Consider the following 17632-nt stretch of genomic DNA (forward strand, 5'->3'; position numbering starts at 1 on the left):
CGCCCCGGCCATTCCGCCGGGGCGACATCCTCTTGATTTATCCCACCTTGTGCTGCTCGACGATTGGGCGGTGTTCCTGCGGCTTCGTGGGCGCCGGCTCCTGGCGATGCGGCACAGGCTGAACGGACGTCTGATGGAGCTGCGGCGCCGGGGCCGCATGCGGCATGATACGCTCTTGCGGCACAGCCGCTGGGCGAACCACCGCCGAATGCAGCGTTGCGGCCGGCTCATGCACTGCCGGCTGTACGACGTGCGGTGCCGCCTGAACCTGTGGCCGCACGGTGGATTGATGCACTGGTGCGGCGGTCTGCAGCAAATGTGTCTGTAGCGGCGCTGAATGCACGGCCATCGGTTGCTGCGCGTGAGGCGCTGCCGGCGCGGCATGCGTGAACGTCGGCATGCTCATCGGTTGCTGCACATGGGGCGCGTTGACCGGTTGTTGCACGTGCGGGACGGCCGCTACCGGCTGCTGTACGTGAGGCGCCACCGGCTGAGTATGCGCAAAGTGCGGCATGGTCATCGGCGCGTGGGCCGCAGGCGCGACGCGCGGCTGTTGCAGCGCAGCGTTAGGCACCGGTTGGCTGAAACGCGGCGTTGGTGCGGCGGCGGTATTGTAGTTGTTCACCGTGCTGGTGGTGCTGCGATTCACATTGTTCACGTTGTTATATTGGTTGATGTTGGTGACGCGATTCACCACGGTGGTGGAATGCGACACGTAGGGCGCATTGCGGTAGACCACCGGCTGGCGCCGATCGTCCCAGCGCATATCCCAGTTGTGCCAGCCGCTGTTGTGCTGGTTGAGTAAAGAGGCCACCGCGATGCCGACGCCGAAGCTGATCACGCCGGCCGCCAGCATGTCGCCGCCGCTGTAGCCGGAAGGCTGATATTGATAGCTTGGATAAGCCTGGATCGGCGTGCCGTAGGCCTCCCAGGGATCGTAATGCGGAACGTAAATCGTATCCGGCTGGCTGGGCTCGATGACGATGGTTTCGCCCGGTGCCGCCACTACGCTCTGACGATAGGACTGCTGCTCAACATAACGTGTCGTCGGCGCTACGACGATGCGCTGCTGCGGGGTGTTTTTCAGCGTGCCCTGGCTGGCCGCCCGTTGACGCATCACCTGAATGGCGTTCATCACGTCGGTGGGATCGTTGAGGTAGGCGCTGCCCAGAGCGGTGGTCCAGGGGATGTTTTTCGCCATCTGATCGAGCACGTCGGGGAATTGCACCAGGCCGCGCACGCTGGGATCCCAGGGTTGCGCATCCACCGCCGAGCTGAGCGCCGCCGGTTGCAGCCCGCGGTTTTGCGCCAGCCAGGCATCCGCAGCGCTGATTTGGTCGGGATAGCCCGCGCCGGCCAACACCTGCGCCAGCAGCTTGTCGGGGAACAGCGCCACCGGGCTGACCAACTGGTACAGCTGATCGGCGCTCAGCGGCGCATAGGCCGGCGCACTGATACTCGCGGCGGGCGCGACCGAGGGCGGGGCGCTCCCGCCCATCGCGTCAGCGACTTTTTGCCGATCGCAGCCGCTGAGCGGCAGCATGGCGGCACAGAGCAACCAGGACAGATAGCGTGGCGTGAACATGTTCGACTCCGCTCTTTCAGCGCAGATGATACTTTGAGACTATCATGGGCGGGAAAGGCCGCCAGCCGGGAGCAACACTCGCTTGCACATCGGCGCTATCTGTCATTATTTCTCGATGAGCGTGATGATTGGATACAGGTCAATCGCGTCGCGTTACATCTTTCACGGACGTCAATCAGGAGGATAAGTGAAAATTTGGCCAGGGATCATCGCCGCCGCGCTGTTGGCGGGGTGCCAAAATCCGCAGCAGGACACGCTCGTCGATCGCGGCGCTTACCAGCTCGAGACGCTGCACCAGGCGCAGGGCGCCGATCAGCGCATTCGCTTTCTGGTGATGCACTATACGGCGGAAGATTTCCATTCATCGCTGAAAACGCTGACCGACGAACACGTCAGCGCGCACTACCTGTTGCCGGCGCACCCGCAGCGCGAACACGGCAAACCGACGGTGTACCGGTTGGTGCCGGAGGCGATGCGCGCCTGGCATGCCGGCGCCAGCGCCTGGCGCGGCCGCAGCAACCTCAACGACACCTCGATCGGCATCGAAATCGTCAACAAGGGTTTCACCCGCAGCATGCTGTTCACCCACTGGCAGCCTTATACGGCGGAGCAGATCGCCGTGCTGATCCCGCTGAGCCGCGACATTATCCAACGCTATGGCATCCAGCCGCAGGACGTGGTGGGGCACAGCGACATCGCGCCGCAGCGCAAGCAGGATCCCGGCCCGCTGTTCCCCTGGCGGCAACTGGCGCAGGCCGGCATCGGCGCCTGGCCGGATGAACGAGACGTGCAGCGTTTGCTGGCGGGGCGCGACAGGCAGGCGCCGGTGCCGATGGCATCGCTGCTCAATAAACTGGCGCGTTACGGCTACGCGATCGACCCGTCGTGGGATGCGCGGCAGCAGCGCAATGTGCTGGCGGCGTTTCAGATGCATTTCCGGCCCGACGATGTTCGCGGCGAGCCGGATGCAGAGAGTGAGGCGATTATCGATGCGCTGCTGGTGAAGTACGGCGCGTGGCGTTGATTACAGGCCGTGCAGTTTGCCGTGATCTTTCAGCCAGCGGGCGGTGCGCGCGATGCCTTCTTCCAGCGAGACGATCGGCTGATAGCCCAGCTCTTGCTGCGCGCGGGTGGTATCGAGCGTGAGGTCGAAGTGGAGTTTGGCGACGCCGTAGTGGGTCAACACCGGCTCCTTTTCGCTTTTGCTGCCCAGGCGCTCCATGCCGCGCGCCATCATGTCGAGCATCGGATAGGGGACGGAGCGGATGCGGCACTTCATGCCCAGATCGTCGATCAGCTGCTGCACCACGGTGCGCAGCGGGCGCGGCTGCTGGTTGGTGATGTTGTAGGCGCGGCCGGACGGCGTGTCTTCTTTTAGCGTCGCCAGCCACATGGCGTGCACCGCATTCTCCAGGTAAGTCATGTCCACCATCGCCGCGCCGCCGCGCGGCAGCAGCAGGTTGCCGTAGCGTTTGATCATCTGCAGCAGCCGCGGCAGCATCACCTTGTCGTGCGGCCCGAACAATCCCTGCGGGCGCAGAATGGTGAAATGGGTCTGCGGATTGGACAGCGCCAGTTGCTGGATCACCTGCTCGCCGGCGGCCTTGCTGCGCGCGAACTCATTGGCGTAGCGCTGCGGGCGGAAATCTTCGGTCACGTTGCGGTGATGGTGGTAATCGAAATAGATCGCCGGGGAAGAGATGTGAATGAACTGCGCTACGCCGTAGGCTGCCGCCCATTCACCAAGGCGGCGAGTGGCGCGGACGTTGGCCAGTTCGAAGGCTTCTTCGGTGCCCCAGGGCGAGGTAAAGCTGGAGCAGTGCCACAGCACGTCGACGTCCGCCAGCATCGCCTTGGCCTGCGAAGAGATCAGGTTGGTGAGATCGGCATGAATGAACTCCGCGCCCATTTTTTCCAGCAGGCCGCCCATCGCCTGGTTGCGACCGGTGGCGCGCACTTTGATGCCCTGGCGGCGCAGATATTCAACGGCGTTACGGCCTAACCCACTGGTGGCACCGGTGACCAATACCTTCATAACGGACTCTATTCTCACCCAAAATCGGAATACCGGCGGGCGCTTGCGGCGCTCCCAGCAAATAAGATGCCATTCTTCCGTGATTTCGTGCGCTATGCAATCGGAAAGCCCCGAAGCACAGCGGCAAACTGTGCGGTTGATCGACAAATGAGCGCCGTTCAGCGCTGTTGGCGGTCCAGGTTCTCGGCAAGCTCGGCGATGCGCTTCGCCATGCCGCGAAAAATAAACAGATGCGCGGGCATCATGGCGAACCAATACAGTAGCCCGCTGAAGCCGGCCGGGTGCCACCAGGCGCGCACGTCCAGCGTGCGGCGATCGCCGTGATCGGTGATGGTGAAGCTCAGCCGCCCCAGGCCGGGCGCCTTCATGCCGAACAGCAGCGCCAGCTGCCGCAGCGGCTTCAGGGTAATCACTTTCCAGCCGTCGATTTCGTCACCTAGCGCCAGGGCCACGCGCGCCGGGCGGCCATAGACCACGCCGTTGCCGATCATGTCGTCCATGCGGGCGCGGATCCGCCACAGGATATTGGCGTAGAAATAGCCTTCTTCGCCTCCCAGCTGCTGCACCGTTTGCCACAGGGCCTGGCTGGAGGCGGCGGTGTCCAGCGCGCAACCGGCCTGTTTCGGGTAATAGCCGTAGCCGGGGCGCCAGCGAGCCCGCGCCGCCGGATCGTAGCCCCAGTCGGCGGAATCGACCACCTCCAGTTCGCGCTGCAGCGTGACGGTGACCGCCTGATCGAAGGTGTGCAGACGTTGCGGGATCAGGGCCTGCAACGGTTTGCCGTCGGCGGGCAGATCGTGCTTCAGGCCCTGGATCAGCGCGCGCGCGATCGGCGTCGGCACCGAGGTGATCAGGCTGATGAACCACACTGAAATCAGCCGCGTCGGCAAGGGGATCGGGATCAGCCAGCGCCGTTTACCGCTGATGGCGATAAAGCGTTTGAACATATCCTGATAGCTGAGGTATTCCGGCCCGGCGACATCGAAGATGCGGTGTTCCTGCGCCGGGTGCGCCAGCAGATCGGCCAGATAAACCAGCAGGTTCTCCAGCGCCACCGGCGACGACTTCGAGCGCACCCAGCGCGGCGGCGTCAGCACCGGCAGGTTATAGACCATATCGCGCATCACTTCGAACGCCGCCGAGCCGGGGCCGACGATGATGCCGGCGCGCAGCTCGGTGACCGGCACGCCGCTCTGGCGCAAGATCTCGCCGGTCAGGCGGCGGGCCGCCAGGTGCGGCGAACTGTCGTCGTTCGGCTGCAGCGCGCCAAGGAAGATCACCTGCTTGACGCCGGCATTGCGCAGTGCGTCGCGCAGATTTTCCGCCGCCTGGCGTTCCTTTTCGATAAAGTCGTCGCCGTCGCCCATCGCGTGCACCAGATAGTACAGCGTATCTATCTCCCACAGCGCCGCGCTCAGGGTGTCCGGGCGGTACAGATCGGCATACAGGCAGTTGACCTGTGGCCAGTTCTGCTCCTGCAGCCACTCGATGCGCCGCGCGGCGGCGGTAATCTGGTGCCCTTGTTCGATCAGGTGCGGGATCAGGTTCTGGCCTATATAGCCACTGGCTCCAAGAACCAGTACGCGTTGGGGTGTCATCGAGCCGCCTTGTGCGGTGAAAGAGTCGCAGAACGACAGGATGCCAAATTCAGGGTTTAAATGCACTTTTTGTATGGGTATAAGCCGGTTGCATCCGCCGCGGCGCAGGTTCACACTACGCGCCCCTTATCGAACGAAGACCGGATGTCATGAAGCTCAATGTGATTTGTTATGCCCTGCTGGGCCTGGCGCTGATCGCCAGTTTGTTCTCGCCGCATCCGGTGTGGATGGGGTTGCTGCTGGCGAACCTGCTGACGTTTCTGATCTACGGCGGCGATAAGCTGGCGGCGCGCAAGGGATGGCGACGGGTGCCGGAGACGACGCTGTTGCTGTTCGGCGTGCTGGGCGGCTGGTTGGGCGCGCTGCTGGCGCAGCAGCTGTTTCGCCACAAGACCCAGAAGCAGCCGTTTAAAACCTGGTTCATCCTCAGCGTCGCGCTCAACCTGGCGGCGGTGCTGGGGCTGTGGTACTGGGTTTACGGCCGCTGGATCTTCTGATTACAGCAGCAGCGGCAGAGTCGCGCTGGCGGTGGTCTGCATCGCCTGAGCGTAGGCGGGATCGCGCTGAGTCAGTTCGGCGATCATCAACTCCACCAGCAGCATGGCGCCGACCTTGGCCGGCAGGGCGCCAGCGGTCAGCGGCCCTTCCGGTTTGGCCGCCACCAGCAGCGTATCCGCCATCTTGGCCAGCGGGCTGCGTTGGGTATTGCTGACGGCGATCACGCGTGCACCGCGTCCTTTGGCCAACGTCACCGCATGCAGCACGTCCTTGGTTGAGCCGGAGCTGGAGATGACGATCAGCAGATCCCGCTCACTCAGCGAGGCTGCATTCATCGCCGCCCGGTGCATGTCGCTGAACAGCTGCGCCGGTTTGCCGAGGCGCAACAGCTTGTAGTGCAGGAAGTCGCCGATGATGGCGCTGGCGGCGACGCCGTAAATCTGTACCGAAGCGCAACGTTGCAAGCTGTCCGCCGCCTGTTGCAGCGCCTGCGGATCCAACAGCGCGCCGGTATCCCGCAGCGCCTGTACGCTCTCTTCCACCAAATTTTCCGCCGCGCTTTGGCGCGTCGCCGCTTCCGGCTGGCTTTGTTGCAAGCTGAGGGCCAGCGCCATTTTAAATTCGGTATAGCCTTTGCAGCCGAGATGGCGGCACAGCCGCGTGACGCTGGCTTCGCTGGTGGCGCTTTCACGCGCCAGTTCGGTGATGGTCAGGTAAACGGCGCGGGAGGGCTCCGCAAGAAGATAGTTGCCGAGCTTTTGCAGCGTGGGGCTGTACCCCGCCAAATCCTGCCGCAGCCGCAATAACAAGTTGCCTGTATTCATCACGTTACCTTTCTGAGTATTCCCGTTTCTATTGTGGCGGAAAGACGCCGCGGCTCGCCAGTGAAATCGACGGATTGTGAAGCCGATCATCGTTATGAATAAATTTTTCATTAAAACTATTTTAATGTGGTAAAAATTTTCATCATAAAAATGATATCGGGGGAAAATTTATGTCAACACCAGAATTGCCGCGCTCCGGCGGCTGGTTCGAAAAAGCCCAGCTGTTCGGCAAGTCGTTCATGCTGCCGATCGCCGTGCTGCCGGCGGCCGGCCTGCTGTTGGGGATCGGCGGTGCGCTGTCCAATCCCAATACCGTCGAGGCGTATCCCTTCCTCGATGTCGGCTGGTTGCAAAGCATATTTACCGTGATGGCCAGTGCCGGTGCTATTGTGTTCGCCAACCTGGCGGTCTTGTTCGCGGTCGGCGTGGCGGTGGGGCTGGCCAAAAGCGACAAGGGCACGGCGGGGCTGGCTTCGCTGATCGCCTATCTGGTAATGAACGCTACCATCAATGCGCTGTTGAAAATCAACGGCACGCTGGCCACGCAGAACGCGGGCGCGGTGGGGCAGGGAACGATTCTCGGGATCCAGACGCTGGAGACCGGGGTGTTCGGCGGGGTGGTCATCGGTTTGGTGACCTGGTATCTGCATGGCCGCTACAACAAGATAGCGCTGCCGCCGTTCCTGGGTTTCTTCGGCGGCTCGCGCTTTGTGCCGATCGTCAGCTCGCTGGCGGCGATGGCGGTCGGTGCCCTGATGACGGTGGTGTGGCCGCATTTCCAACAGTTGATCTTCGGCATGGGCGGGCTGGTAGACGCCAGCGGCTATCTCGGTACCTTTATCTACGGTTTCGTATTGCGCATGCTCGGGCCGTTCGGCCTGCATCACATCTTCTATCTACCGTTTTGGACCACCGCGCTCGGCGGCAGCGAAGTGATCAACGGACAGCTGGTGGAAGGCACACAGCGCATTTTCTTCGCCCAGTTGGCCGACCCGAATACTCAGCAGTTCTATATCGGCACGGCGCGTTTCATGTCCGGCCGTTTTATCACCATGATGTTCGGCCTGGTCGGTGCCTGCCTGGCGATGTACCAGAGTGCGCGTCCCGAGAACCGCAAACGCGTCGGCGGACTGTTGCTGTCGGCGGCGCTGACTTCGTTTCTGACCGGCATCACCGAACCTATCGAATTCTCGTTCCTGTTTGTCGCGCCGGCGCTGTACGTGGTGCACGCGCTGTTCGACGGCCTGGCGTTCATGATCGCTCACATCCTGCATATCACCATCGGCCAGACGTTCTCCGGCGGCTTTATCGATTTCATGCTGTTCGGCGTGCTGCAGGGTGAAGCGAAAACCCACTGGATGTACGTCCCGCTGGCGGGGGTGCCTTGGTTCTTCCTGTACTACTTCACGTTCCGTTTCCTGATCCTGCGCTTCAACTTTAAAACGCCGGGGCGCGAGGCGGAAACCGCGCCGGAAGCGGTGATGACGGGCACCGAACGCTCGCAGCAGGTGCTGGCGGCGCTGGGCGGCAAAGAGAATATCGTCGAACTGGATTGTTGCGCCACGCGGTTGCGCGTGACGGTGAAACAGAGCCGGTTACTGGACGAAAGCGGGCTGAAGGCCAGCGGCGCACGGGCGGTTATCGTTCGCGGCAACGGTGTTCAGGTGATCTACGGCCCGCACGTCACCATCATTAAAAACGAAGTCGAGGAGTTGTTGGATTTATGACGCTTTCCATTTTGCAGCAGATTGAGGGGCGCCTGGTGGTGTCTTGCCAGGCGCTGGACGACGAGCCGCTGCACAGCGATTTTATCATGTCGCGCATGGCGTTGGCGGCCGAGCAAGGCGGCGCGGCGGCGATCCGCGCCAACGGCGTCGAAGACGTCAACGCTATTATGCGCACGGTGGCGCTGCCGGTCATCGGCATCATAAAGCGCGATTATGCGGGCAGCGACGTGTATATCACGCCGACCCTGCGCGAAATCGATGAGTTGATGGCGGCGGCGCCGCAGATGATCGCGCTGGACGCCACCGGCCACCCGCGGCCGGGGGAGTTGCAGCTGGCGGCGTTGGTCGCCGCGATCCGCGCCAGGTATCCCCGGCTGTTGCTGATGGCGGATATCGCCACCCTGGAGGAGGCGCAAGAGGCCGCCAGGTTGGGCTTCGACTGTGTGGGCACCACGCTGTACGGCTATACCGCCGAAAGCCGGGGCGCCCGACTGGCGGATAACGATTTCGGCTTTCTGCGTGCGGTGCTGGCGGCGGTATCGGTGCCGGTCATCGCTGAAGGCAATGTCGAAACGCCGGCGATGGCCGCGCGCTGCCTGAGGCTGGGGGCGCATGCGGTGGTGGTGGGGGGCGCCATTACCCGCCCGCAACAGATCACCCGCCGCTTTGTCGACGCCATCGGCGGGCGATAAGAGACTCCCGGCGCACCGGGAGGGGAAATCAGGCGTGCTGCTGAAGAAACTCCCGCCACAGTTCGACCACCCGCTGCAGATCCTGACGGCTGACGTCGAGGTGGGTCAGAATGCGCGTCAGCGGGCCGCTGCTGATCAGCACGCCGCGTTCGCGCATCCACGGACCGAGTTTGGCCGCCAGCGCCGGCGTTTGGCGCAGGTACAGCACGTTGGTCTGTGCACCGGGTTCGGCGATCTCCACGCCGATCTGCCGCAGCTGTTGCTCCAGCCAGGCCGCGTTGTCATGGTCTTCGCGCAGCCGCGCAACGTTATGCTCCAGCGCGTAGAGGCCGGCCGCCGCCAGGATGCCGGCCTGACGCAGCCCGCCGCCGGTCATCTTACGCCAGCGCAGCGCGCGCTGAATGAAGGCCTCGCTGCCGCACAGCAGCGATCCGACCGGCGCGCCCAACCCTTTCGACAGGCAAATGGTGAAGGTGTCGCAGTATTGCACGATCTCTTTCAGCGGCAGGTTCAGCGCCACGGCGGCGTTGAAGATGCGTGCGCCGTCGATATGCAGCGCCAGCTGGCGCTCGCGGGTAAACTGCCACGCCTGCTGCAGGTAGGCCTGCGGCAAGACTCTGCCGCTGATGGTGTTTTCCAGGCTCAGCAGCCGGGTGCGGGCGAAGTGGATGTCGTCGGGTTTGATGGCGGCGGCGAGCTTGTCCAGCGGCAGCGTGCCGTCGGCGTCGGCCTCGATTGGCTGCGGCTGAATGCTGCCCAGCACCGCTGCGCCGCCGGCTTCGTATTTGTAGTTGTGCGCCTGCTGGCCGACCAGGTATTCATCGCCGCGCTGGCAGTGGCTCAGCAGCGCCACCAGGTTGGCCTGGGTGCCGCTGGGCAGAAACAGCGCCGCTTCTTTGCCCGACAGACGCACCGCCTCAGCCTCCAGCGCGTTGACCGTCGGGTCATCGCCGTAGACGTCGTCGCCGACCTCTGCCTGAGCCATCGCCTGGCGCATGGCGGCGCTGGGGCGGGTAACGGTGTCGCTGCGTAGATCGATAAGCATAGGGTTCCTGGAATGTAAGGGAGAGGAAAAGGGTACATGGCATCATATACCCTTTATTTTATCGGGGCAGCTTGCTTAACGCAGCCAGTTGGTTTTCGCCAGTTCAACCACTTCGTCGCCGCGGCCGTTGATGATGGCGCGCAGCATGTACAGGCTGAAGCCTTTCGCCTGTTCGAACTTGATCTGCGGCGGCATCGCCAGCTCTTGCTTGGCGGTGACCACGTCCAGCAGCGCCGGGCCGGGATGCGCCAACATCTCCTGCAGCGCGCCGTCCAGATCGGAGGCTTTTTCCACGCGGATGCCCTTGATGCCGGCGGCGTTGGCGATCGCCGCGAAGTCCGGATTATGCAGGTCGGTGCCGTCGGTCAGGTAGCCGCCGGCCTTCATCTCCATCGCCACGAAACCCAGCACGCTGTTGTTGAACACCACGATTTTCACCGGCAGCTTGAGCTGCGCCAGCGACAGGAAATCCCCCATCAGCATGGTGAAGCCGCCGTCGCCGCACATGGCGATCACCTGTTTATCCGGCGCGGTGGCCTGAGCGCCGATCGCCTGCGGCATGGCGTTGGCCATCGAACCGTGGTTGAACGAACCGAGCAGGCGGCGCTTGCCGTTCATTTTCACGTAGCGGGCGGCCCATACCGTCGGCGTGCCGACGTCGCAGGTGAAGATGGCGTCGTCGCTGGCGTACTGGCTGAGCTGCTGCGCCAGATACTGCGGGTGGATCGGCTGGTCGTCGTTGGCGGTCGCCAGCCCGTCGAGATCCTTGCGCGCGTTGCGGTAATGCTCCAGCGCCTTGTCGAGGAACGCCCGGTCGCGCTTCGGCTCCAGCTGCGGCAGCAGGGCGGTGAGGGTGGTGTGGATATCGCCCACCAGCGCCATGTTGACCGGGCAGTGCGCGCCGATGCTGCCGGGGTTGATGTCGATCTGAATGATGTTGGCGTTGGTGGGGTAGAACGCGCGATAGGGGAACTGGGTGCCGAGCAGCACCAGCGTGTCGGCGTTCATCATCGCGTGATAACCGGAGGAGAAGCCGATTAGCCCGGTCATGCCGACGCTGTAGGGGTTATCCCATTCGATATGTTCTTTGCCGCGCAGCGCGTGCACCACCGGCGCCTGCAGCAGTTCGGCCAGCTTGACCACTTCATCGTGCGCGCCGGCGCAGCCGCTGCCGCACATCAGGGTGATGTTCTTCGCTTTGTTCAGCGTTTCCGCCAGCTTGTTCAGCTCGCTCATCGGCGGCTGCACCAGCGGCAGCGCCGGGGTATGCCAGGTCAGGGGCGCGTCTTCCGGCGCCATGCGCAGCGCCACGTCGCCCGGCAAGACGACCACCGAGACGCCGCGATTGAGGATCGCCTTGCGCATGGCGATCTCCAGCACGCGCGGCAGCTGTTCCGGGTTGGAAACCAGCTCGCAATAGTGGCTGCATTCGCGGAACAGCTCCTGCGGATGCGTTTCCTGGAAGTAGCCGCTGCCGATTTCGCTGGAAGGGATATGCGCGGCGATCGCCAGCACCGGCACATGGTTGCGGTGGCAGTCGAACAGGCCGTTGATCAGGTGCAGGTTGCCGGGGCCGCAGGAACCGGCGCACACCGCCAACTGGCCGGTAAGCTGGGCTTCGGCGCCGGCGGCGAAGGCGGCCACCTCTTCATGGCGGGTGCCCAGCCATTCGATGGTGCCCATGCGGTGCAGGCTGTCGCTAAGGCCGTTGAGCGAATCGCCGGTCACGCCCCAAATGCGTTTTACGCCGGCTTGATCCAGCGTTTTGGCGATCAGTGTGGCTACGGTTTGCTTCATGGTTCCCCCAAACAAGGTTTGAAAAACGATGTGGACTCGATCCGGTGAGTGGCAGCAGAACAACTGCAAGCATAGCTTACCGGCTGTGGACGAGATGCGGTCAGGAAGGGTAAAGAGCGTAGGACGGGGAAAAGTGTAACCGGGCTGGCCGCGGGGAGCTTGCCGATAAATGCCCCATCGCGGCGATGGGGCCAGGGATTACGCCAGCGTGACGTCGCCCTGCAGTTGGCAACTGCAGGCCAGCACATAGCCCTGCGCGATTTCTTCCGCGCTCAGCGTCATTGTGCTGGTGGTGGTGTAGTCGCCCTCGAGGATGCGGGTTTTGCACGAGCCGCACACCCCGGCGCGGCAGGCGGCGTTGACCGGCAGGGCATGGGCCTCCATCGCCGCCAGCAGCGTGCTGCCGACCGGTACGCGGAATTCGCGCAGCGGGCGCGCGGCGCGCAGCGTCAGCCCTTCGGTGGCGTCGGCCTGCGCCGCCGGCGTGTGGAATTGCTCTTTATGGAAACGCTCGGCCGGCACGCCGAGCCGGCGGCACAGCTGTTCCACCTGATCCATGTAGGGCGCAGGGCCGCAGGTCATCACCGTGCGTTCGGCGATATCCGGCGCCGCCTGCCGCAGCGTCTGTTCATCGATGCGGCCGCTGAGGTAGCCGGGCTGCAGATCCTGCTCGGCCATCAGCGTCAGGCGCAGCTGCGGATGAGCGGCGCACAGTGCGCGCCATTGATCGGCGAAAATCGTGTCGGCGGGCGTGCGCACGTTAACGATCGCGACGATATCGCAGGCCGGGCGGTTGGCGGTCAGCCAGCGGCACATCGAGACGATCGGCGTCACGCCGCAGCCGGCCGCCAGCATCAGATAACGATCGGCCGGGTGGCGCTCGCAGCTGAATTCGCCCTGCGCGTCGGACAGCCACAGCGTGTTGCCGGGCTTGACCTCTTGCGTCAGCCAGCGCGATCCGACGCCGTCCGGCAGGCAGCGCACGCTGATGCTGAGAAAGCGGCTCTGGCCAGGCGAGGAGGAGAGCGTATAGGCGCGCAGCGTCTCCTCGCTGTTGCGGATGCTGACCAGCGCAAACTGGCCGGCCTGGTAAGGATAGAAAACGTCGCAGATCAGGTTCAACGTCCAGACGTCGGCGGTTTCACGCTGGATGGAATGCACCTGCATGCGGTTCGGGCAAAGCGGAGTGGGTTGAGTCATCGGGGCACCTCAAAAAGCAAAGGGGCCGGCGCAGGCGGCCCCATAACGTAACGGCATCAGGCGAGCAGCGCGGTGATATCCTGCTCGACGGTAGTGATCGGGCGCAGGCCGAATTTCTCGTTGAGGATCGCCATCAGGTTGTCGGTCAGGAAGCCCGGCGCGGTCGGGCCGGTGACGATGTTTTTCACCCCCAGCGACAGCAGCGTCAGCAGAATGACGATCGCCTTCTGTTCAAACCACGACAGCACCAGACTGAGCGGCAGCTCGTTAACGCTGCAGCCGAGCGTGTCCGCCAGCTTGACCGCCAGCATGATGGCGGAGTAGGCGTCGTTGCACTGGCCGACGTCCAGCAGGCGCGGCAACCCCTCCAGCGTGCCGAAGTCCAGCTTGTTGAAACGGTACTTGCCGCAGGCCAGCGTCATGATCAGGCAGTCTTGCGGCACGCTGCGGGCGAAGTCGGTGAAGTAGCTGCGCTCGTCGCGGCTGCCGTCGCAGCCGCCGACCAGGAAGACGTGGCGCAGTTTTTTCTGCGACACCAGGTCGATGACCGTGTCGGCGGCGTTAAGCAACGTCTGGCGGCCGAAGCCGACGGTGATCAGGTGTTCGATCTCGGTGTAAGGGAAGCCGTTCATGCCCTGTGCCTGGCGGATCACGGCGCCGAAGTCGTCGCCTTCCAGATGGTTGACGCCCGGCCAGCCGACGATGCTGCGGGTCCAGATACGATCGCCGTAGTTGCCGACGTTAGGATCGATGATGCAGTTGGAGGTCATCACGATCGGGCCGGGGAATTTGGCGAATTCCGTCTGCTGGTTCTGCCAGCCGCTGCCGTAGTTGCCCACCAGGTGCTTGAATTTTTTCAGTTCCGGATAGCCGTGCGCCGGCAGCATTTCGCCGTGGGTGTAGACGTTGACGTTTTGCCCTTCGGTTTGTTCGAGCAGCATGCGCAGATCTTTCAGATCGTGGCCAGAAATCAGAATGGCTTTCCCGGCCACCGGGCGCACGTTGACCGCGCTGGGCTGCGGATCGCCGTAGGCCTGGGTTTCGCCGCGATCGAGGATCGCCATCACGTTGAAGTTCATCTTGCCGATGCCCATGGCGTTGTTCAGCAGGGTGTCGACGTCGCGCGGCCGGGTGCCGAGCCAGGCCATAAAGGCGTGGTAGTCGGCATAGAGTTGCGCGTCGAACTGGCCGAGCACGTGCGCGTGTTCCATATAGGCCGCCGCGCCTTTCAGGCCGTACAGGCACAGCAGGCGCAAACCGTGTATGTCGTCGCCGACCTCGGCCTTGTCGCTGTTGAGGGCAAACTGCGCCGCCTGTTGCAGCAGCGCAGGCATATCGTCGCCGGCCAGCTGCAGCGCCGCCATCGGGTGATCGACGCGCACACCGGCGTCCAGCAGCCGGCAACGGGCGGCCAGCGAGTCGCGCAGCAGCAGGGTTTCGCGCGCGTAGCCGATGATGCGCTGGGAATCGAAGTTAACGTTGGTCAGGGTGGCGAAGAAGGCGCGCGGGGCGAAGCTGTCGATTTCGTGGTCGACGATGCCCAGCGAACGCGCCTGCAGCGCCCAGGCGGAGAGGCCCTGCAGCGCCGCCACCAGCAGATCCTGCAGATCGGAGGTTTCCGCCGTTTTGCCGCACATGCCCTGAGCATACGCGCAGCCGTTGCCTGCCGGGGTTCGAATGGTTTGTTCACATTGCACACAGAACATAGTCGCTTCCTTTTATTTTTAAAGTTGCATTTATAATGCTTGTTTAAAAGCATAGATCGGCGATCGGGGTTGCAAAAGGCTTTTGTGCGACTACTGCGGGCAAGTTTGATTTAGCGCAATTTTGCCGTGCGGATGGGAATGATTACGCTTTGGGGGCCAGGCGGCCCCCAGGGGGAAAGGATCAGGAGAACAGGGCGATCAGCACCGGCGCCAGCAGGCTCAGCAGGAAGCCGTGCACGATAGCGGGCGGCACCATGTCCAGCCCGCCGCTGCGCTGCAGCACCGGCAGGGTGAAGTCCATCGAGGTGGCGCCGCACAGGCCGAGGGCGGTGGAGCGGCTGCGGCGCACCAGCGTCGGGATCAGCATGATCGCCACCAGCTCGCGCGCCAGATCGTTGAAGAACGCGGCGCTGCCCATCACCGGGCCGTAGGCGTCGGTGATCAGAATGCCGGACAGCGAGTACCAGCCGAAGCCGGAGGCCATCGCCAGCCCGGCCTTGACCGGCAACCCCAGCAGCTGAGCCGCCAGCGCGCCGCCGGCCAGCGACGCGACGGTCACCACCAATGCCACCAGCGTGCCGCGGCGGTTGAGCACGATCTGGCGCAGCGTCATGCCGCTGTTGCGCAGCTGAATGCCGACCAGCAACAGCAGGAAGATCAGCGCATATTCGCTGCCTTTATGGGCGAACTGCAGCCATTGCCACTGCGTCAGGCCGAGCAGGAAGCCGCCGAGCACCACGCCGCACAGCTTGAGCGACTCCAGCGCCATGTGCACGCGCGAAGGCAGCTTTTCCTGTTTATGGCTGCTGCGCCACGGCATGCGCCGCTCCAGCAGCGCCAGCAACAGCAGGTTGGCGCAGAGAATGCAGAAGAAGAACACTGCACTGTACTGGAAGATCAGCACCAGGTTGCTGCTGAGATCTTCCATGAATGCCAGGCTGATACCCATGAAAAACAGGATCACGTACACCATCCAGCTGAGCAGCCGGTTGATCAGCACCAGCAGCGGGCGATGGCGTAAGGGAATGAGGTAACCGACAATCAGCGGTAACAGAATAATCAACAGTCCTGAGTACATGGTGCAGCTTGTGTCCTTGAGTTTTGAAGCGCGCCGAACGCCGACGAGGAGCACACGCTAACCAAAAGCCCGGCCGGAGTAAAGCGGCAGATTTGACGTTGGCCGCTTGACCTGCAAGGGGTTTTTTGACCATGCTCTGTGAAGGTCACCTCATTGAAGAGGCGACGGCGCGCACGGGAGGCGGCGGATGTTCTTGGAGCGTATCGAAATTGTAGGTTTTCGCGGCATTAACCGGCTGTCGCTGATGCTGGACGACAACACGCTGTTGCTCGGCGAAAACGCCTGGGGTAAATCCAGCCTGCTGGATGCGCTGACGCTGCTGCTGGCGCCGGAGCAGAAACTGTATCGGTTTGAAGCGCACGACTTCCATTTCCCTCCCGGTGAGGAGGCGGCCAAAGAGCGCCACCTGCAGGTGGTGTTCACCTTCTGCGAAAAAGACATCGGCCATGCGCACCTGCCGCGCTATCGCCACCTGACGCCGCTGTGGGTCAAGGGCGAAGATGGCCTGAGCCGCATTCATTACCGCTGCGAGGGCGAGCTGGCCGACGACGGCACGGTGTGCACCTGGCGTGGTTTTCTCGACGCCGACGGCAACGCCTTTCAACTGCACCATATCGAACAACTGGCCCACGCCATTATCCGCATCCATCCGGTATTGCGCCTGCGCGACGCGCGCTTTATTCGTCGCCTGCGCCCCAGCAGCCTCGGCGATGAACGCAAACCCGATACCCAGGCGCTGGCGCAGCAGTTGGATCAGCTGACGCGCGAGCTGGTGCGCAATCCGCAGAAGTTGACCAACGGTGAGCTGCGTCAGGGGCTGGCGGCGATGCAGCAGCTGCTGGAGCACTATTTCGCTGAGCAGAGTTCACAGGTGACGCGGCCGCGCCGCCGCGGCGGTGAACCGGAGCAGGACGCCTGGCGCGCGCTGGACGGCATCAACCGCATGGTGGCCGAGCCGAACAGCCGCAGCATGCGCCTGATCCTGCTGGGGATGTTTTCCACCCTGCTGCAGGCCAAGGGTGACGTCAAGCTGGATCCCCATGCCCGGCCGCTGCTGCTGGTGGAGGACCCGGAAACTCGCCTGCATCCGATCATGCTGTCGGTGGCCTGGGGGCTGCTCAATCAGCTGCCGTTGCAGCGTATCACCACCACCAACTCCAGCGAACTGGTGTCGCTGGTGCCGGTGGAGCACGTCTGCCGGCTGGTGCGCGAGTCGGGGCGGGTTGCGACCTACCGTCTCGGGCCGCGCGGGCTGAGCGCCGAAGACGGGCGGCGCATCGCGTTTCACATCCGTTTCAACCGGCCGTCGTCGCTGTTTGCCCGCTGCTGGCTGCTGGTGGAAGGCGAGACCGAAGTGTGGCTGCTGAACGAGCTGGCGCGCCAGTGCGGCTACCATTTCGAGGCGGAAGGGGTGAGGGTCATCGAATTCGCCCAGTGCGGTCTGAAGCCGCTGCTGCGCTTCGCCCGCCGTATGGGTATCGAGTGGCATGCGCTGGTGGACGGCGACGAGGCGGGCAAAAAGTACGCCAATACCGTGCGCAGCCTGCTGGACAATCATGAAGACAACGAGCGCGATCGGCTGACCGCGCTGCCGGCGCCGGACATGGAGCACTTCATGTTCCGCGAAGGGTTTGGCCCGGTCTATCACCGAATGGCGTCGGTGCCGCTCAACGCGCAGATGCCGGTGCGCAAGGTGATCCTGAAAGCGGTTCACCACTCGTCGAAGCCGGATCTGGCGATTGAGGTCGCGATGCAGGCCGGCGAATGGGGCACGGACTCGGTGCCGCCGCTGCTGAAGAAAATGTTCTCACGGGTAATCTGGCTGGCGCGCGGCCGGGCGGACTGAC

General features: G+C 63.5%; 14 protein-coding genes. 5 read left to right on the top strand and 9 right to left on the bottom strand.

Annotation, left to right across the window (positions count from 1 at the left end):
* Positions 1 to 37: 37 nt before the first annotated feature.
* Positions 38 to 1585 carry a DUF3300 domain-containing protein gene (locus ACJ8QF_RS04015; RefSeq protein ID WP_004928398.1) on the bottom strand — a complete coding sequence of 516 codons (1548 nt, stop codon included), beginning with the start codon at positions 1583 to 1585 and terminating at the stop codon, positions 38 to 40.
* Between the two features lie 187 nt (positions 1586 to 1772).
* Between ACJ8QF_RS04015 and ACJ8QF_RS04020 the strand changes: the two genes are divergently transcribed.
* Positions 1773 to 2609 carry an N-acetylmuramoyl-L-alanine amidase gene (locus tag ACJ8QF_RS04020; protein ID WP_154870691.1) on the top strand — a complete coding sequence of 279 codons (837 nt, stop codon included), beginning with the start codon at positions 1773 to 1775 and terminating at the stop codon, positions 2607 to 2609.
* Here the strand turns inward: ACJ8QF_RS04020 and ACJ8QF_RS04025 are convergent, their stop codons facing one another.
* Entirely contained in the window at positions 2610 to 3620 is a 1011-nt protein-coding gene (locus ACJ8QF_RS04025) for an NAD-dependent epimerase/dehydratase family protein (RefSeq protein WP_442537288.1), read from the bottom strand.
* Between the two features lie 158 nt (positions 3621 to 3778).
* On the bottom strand, positions 3779 to 5218 hold the full coding sequence (locus ACJ8QF_RS04030; protein WP_197752833.1) for a DUF2867 domain-containing protein: 1440 nt from the start codon (positions 5216 to 5218) through the stop codon (positions 3779 to 3781).
* A 149-nt stretch (positions 5219 to 5367) separates the two neighbouring features.
* Between ACJ8QF_RS04030 and ACJ8QF_RS04035 the strand changes: the two genes are divergently transcribed.
* Positions 5368 to 5715, top strand: coding sequence for a DUF1294 domain-containing protein (locus ACJ8QF_RS04035; RefSeq protein WP_197752832.1), 348 nt, complete (start codon positions 5368 to 5370; stop codon positions 5713 to 5715).
* On the opposite strand, the gene ACJ8QF_RS04040 is transcribed toward ACJ8QF_RS04035, so the two are convergent.
* On the bottom strand, positions 5716 to 6543 hold the full coding sequence (locus ACJ8QF_RS04040; protein ID WP_028127982.1) for a MurR/RpiR family transcriptional regulator: 828 nt from the start codon (positions 6541 to 6543) through the stop codon (positions 5716 to 5718).
* A gap of 167 nt (positions 6544 to 6710) precedes the next feature.
* On the opposite strand from ACJ8QF_RS04040, the gene ACJ8QF_RS04045 reads away from it, so the two are divergent.
* Together ACJ8QF_RS04045 and ACJ8QF_RS04050 are read left to right on the top strand one after the other, a co-directional pair.
* A complete protein-coding gene (locus tag ACJ8QF_RS04045) occupies positions 6711 to 8267 on the top strand; it encodes a PTS transporter subunit EIIC (protein WP_325959769.1) in 1557 nt (518 codons plus the stop codon).
* Positions 8264 to 8959 carry an N-acetylmannosamine-6-phosphate 2-epimerase gene (locus tag ACJ8QF_RS04050; protein ID WP_004928379.1) on the top strand — a complete coding sequence of 232 codons (696 nt, stop codon included), beginning with the start codon at positions 8264 to 8266 and terminating at the stop codon, positions 8957 to 8959. The genes ACJ8QF_RS04045 and ACJ8QF_RS04050 overlap by 4 nt, the downstream gene beginning before the upstream one ends.
* 28 nt (positions 8960 to 8987) lie before the next feature.
* Here the strand turns inward: ACJ8QF_RS04050 and ltaE are convergent, their stop codons facing one another.
* The 5 genes from ltaE to ACJ8QF_RS04075 all read right to left on the bottom strand — a co-directional run bounded on the left by ltaE (position 8988) and on the right by ACJ8QF_RS04075 (position 15785).
* The gene (gene ltaE, locus ACJ8QF_RS04055; protein ID WP_286094016.1) at positions 8988 to 10004 is read right to left on the bottom strand and encodes a low-specificity L-threonine aldolase; all 1017 of its coding nucleotides are present in this window, start codon (positions 10002 to 10004) and stop codon (positions 8988 to 8990) included.
* A 75-nt stretch (positions 10005 to 10079) separates the two neighbouring features.
* Positions 10080 to 11801, bottom strand: coding sequence for a ubiquinone-dependent pyruvate dehydrogenase (poxB, locus tag ACJ8QF_RS04060; protein ID WP_033633465.1), 1722 nt, complete (start codon positions 11799 to 11801; stop codon positions 10080 to 10082).
* Between the two features lie 198 nt (positions 11802 to 11999).
* Positions 12000 to 13001 carry an NADH oxidoreductase gene (hcr, locus tag ACJ8QF_RS04065; RefSeq protein WP_076740377.1) on the bottom strand — a complete coding sequence of 334 codons (1002 nt, stop codon included), beginning with the start codon at positions 12999 to 13001 and terminating at the stop codon, positions 12000 to 12002.
* A 56-nt stretch (positions 13002 to 13057) separates the two neighbouring features.
* On the bottom strand, positions 13058 to 14707 hold the full coding sequence (gene hcp / locus ACJ8QF_RS04070) for a hydroxylamine reductase (protein WP_442537289.1): 1650 nt from the start codon (positions 14705 to 14707) through the stop codon (positions 13058 to 13060).
* A 181-nt stretch (positions 14708 to 14888) separates the two neighbouring features.
* Positions 14889 to 15785, bottom strand: coding sequence for a lysine exporter LysO family protein (locus ACJ8QF_RS04075; protein WP_004928363.1), 897 nt, complete (start codon positions 15783 to 15785; stop codon positions 14889 to 14891).
* Between the two features lie 187 nt (positions 15786 to 15972).
* On the opposite strand from ACJ8QF_RS04075, the gene ACJ8QF_RS04080 reads away from it, so the two are divergent.
* The gene (locus tag ACJ8QF_RS04080; RefSeq protein ID WP_004928362.1) at positions 15973 to 17631 is read left to right on the top strand and encodes an ATP-dependent endonuclease; all 1659 of its coding nucleotides are present in this window, start codon (positions 15973 to 15975) and stop codon (positions 17629 to 17631) included.
* Position 17632: the final 1 nt, after the last annotated feature.

Origin of the sequence: Serratia sp. CY81684 (assembly GCF_052166595.1) — a bacterium.
GTDB lineage: Bacteria > Pseudomonadota > Gammaproteobacteria > Enterobacterales > Enterobacteriaceae > Serratia > Serratia nematodiphila.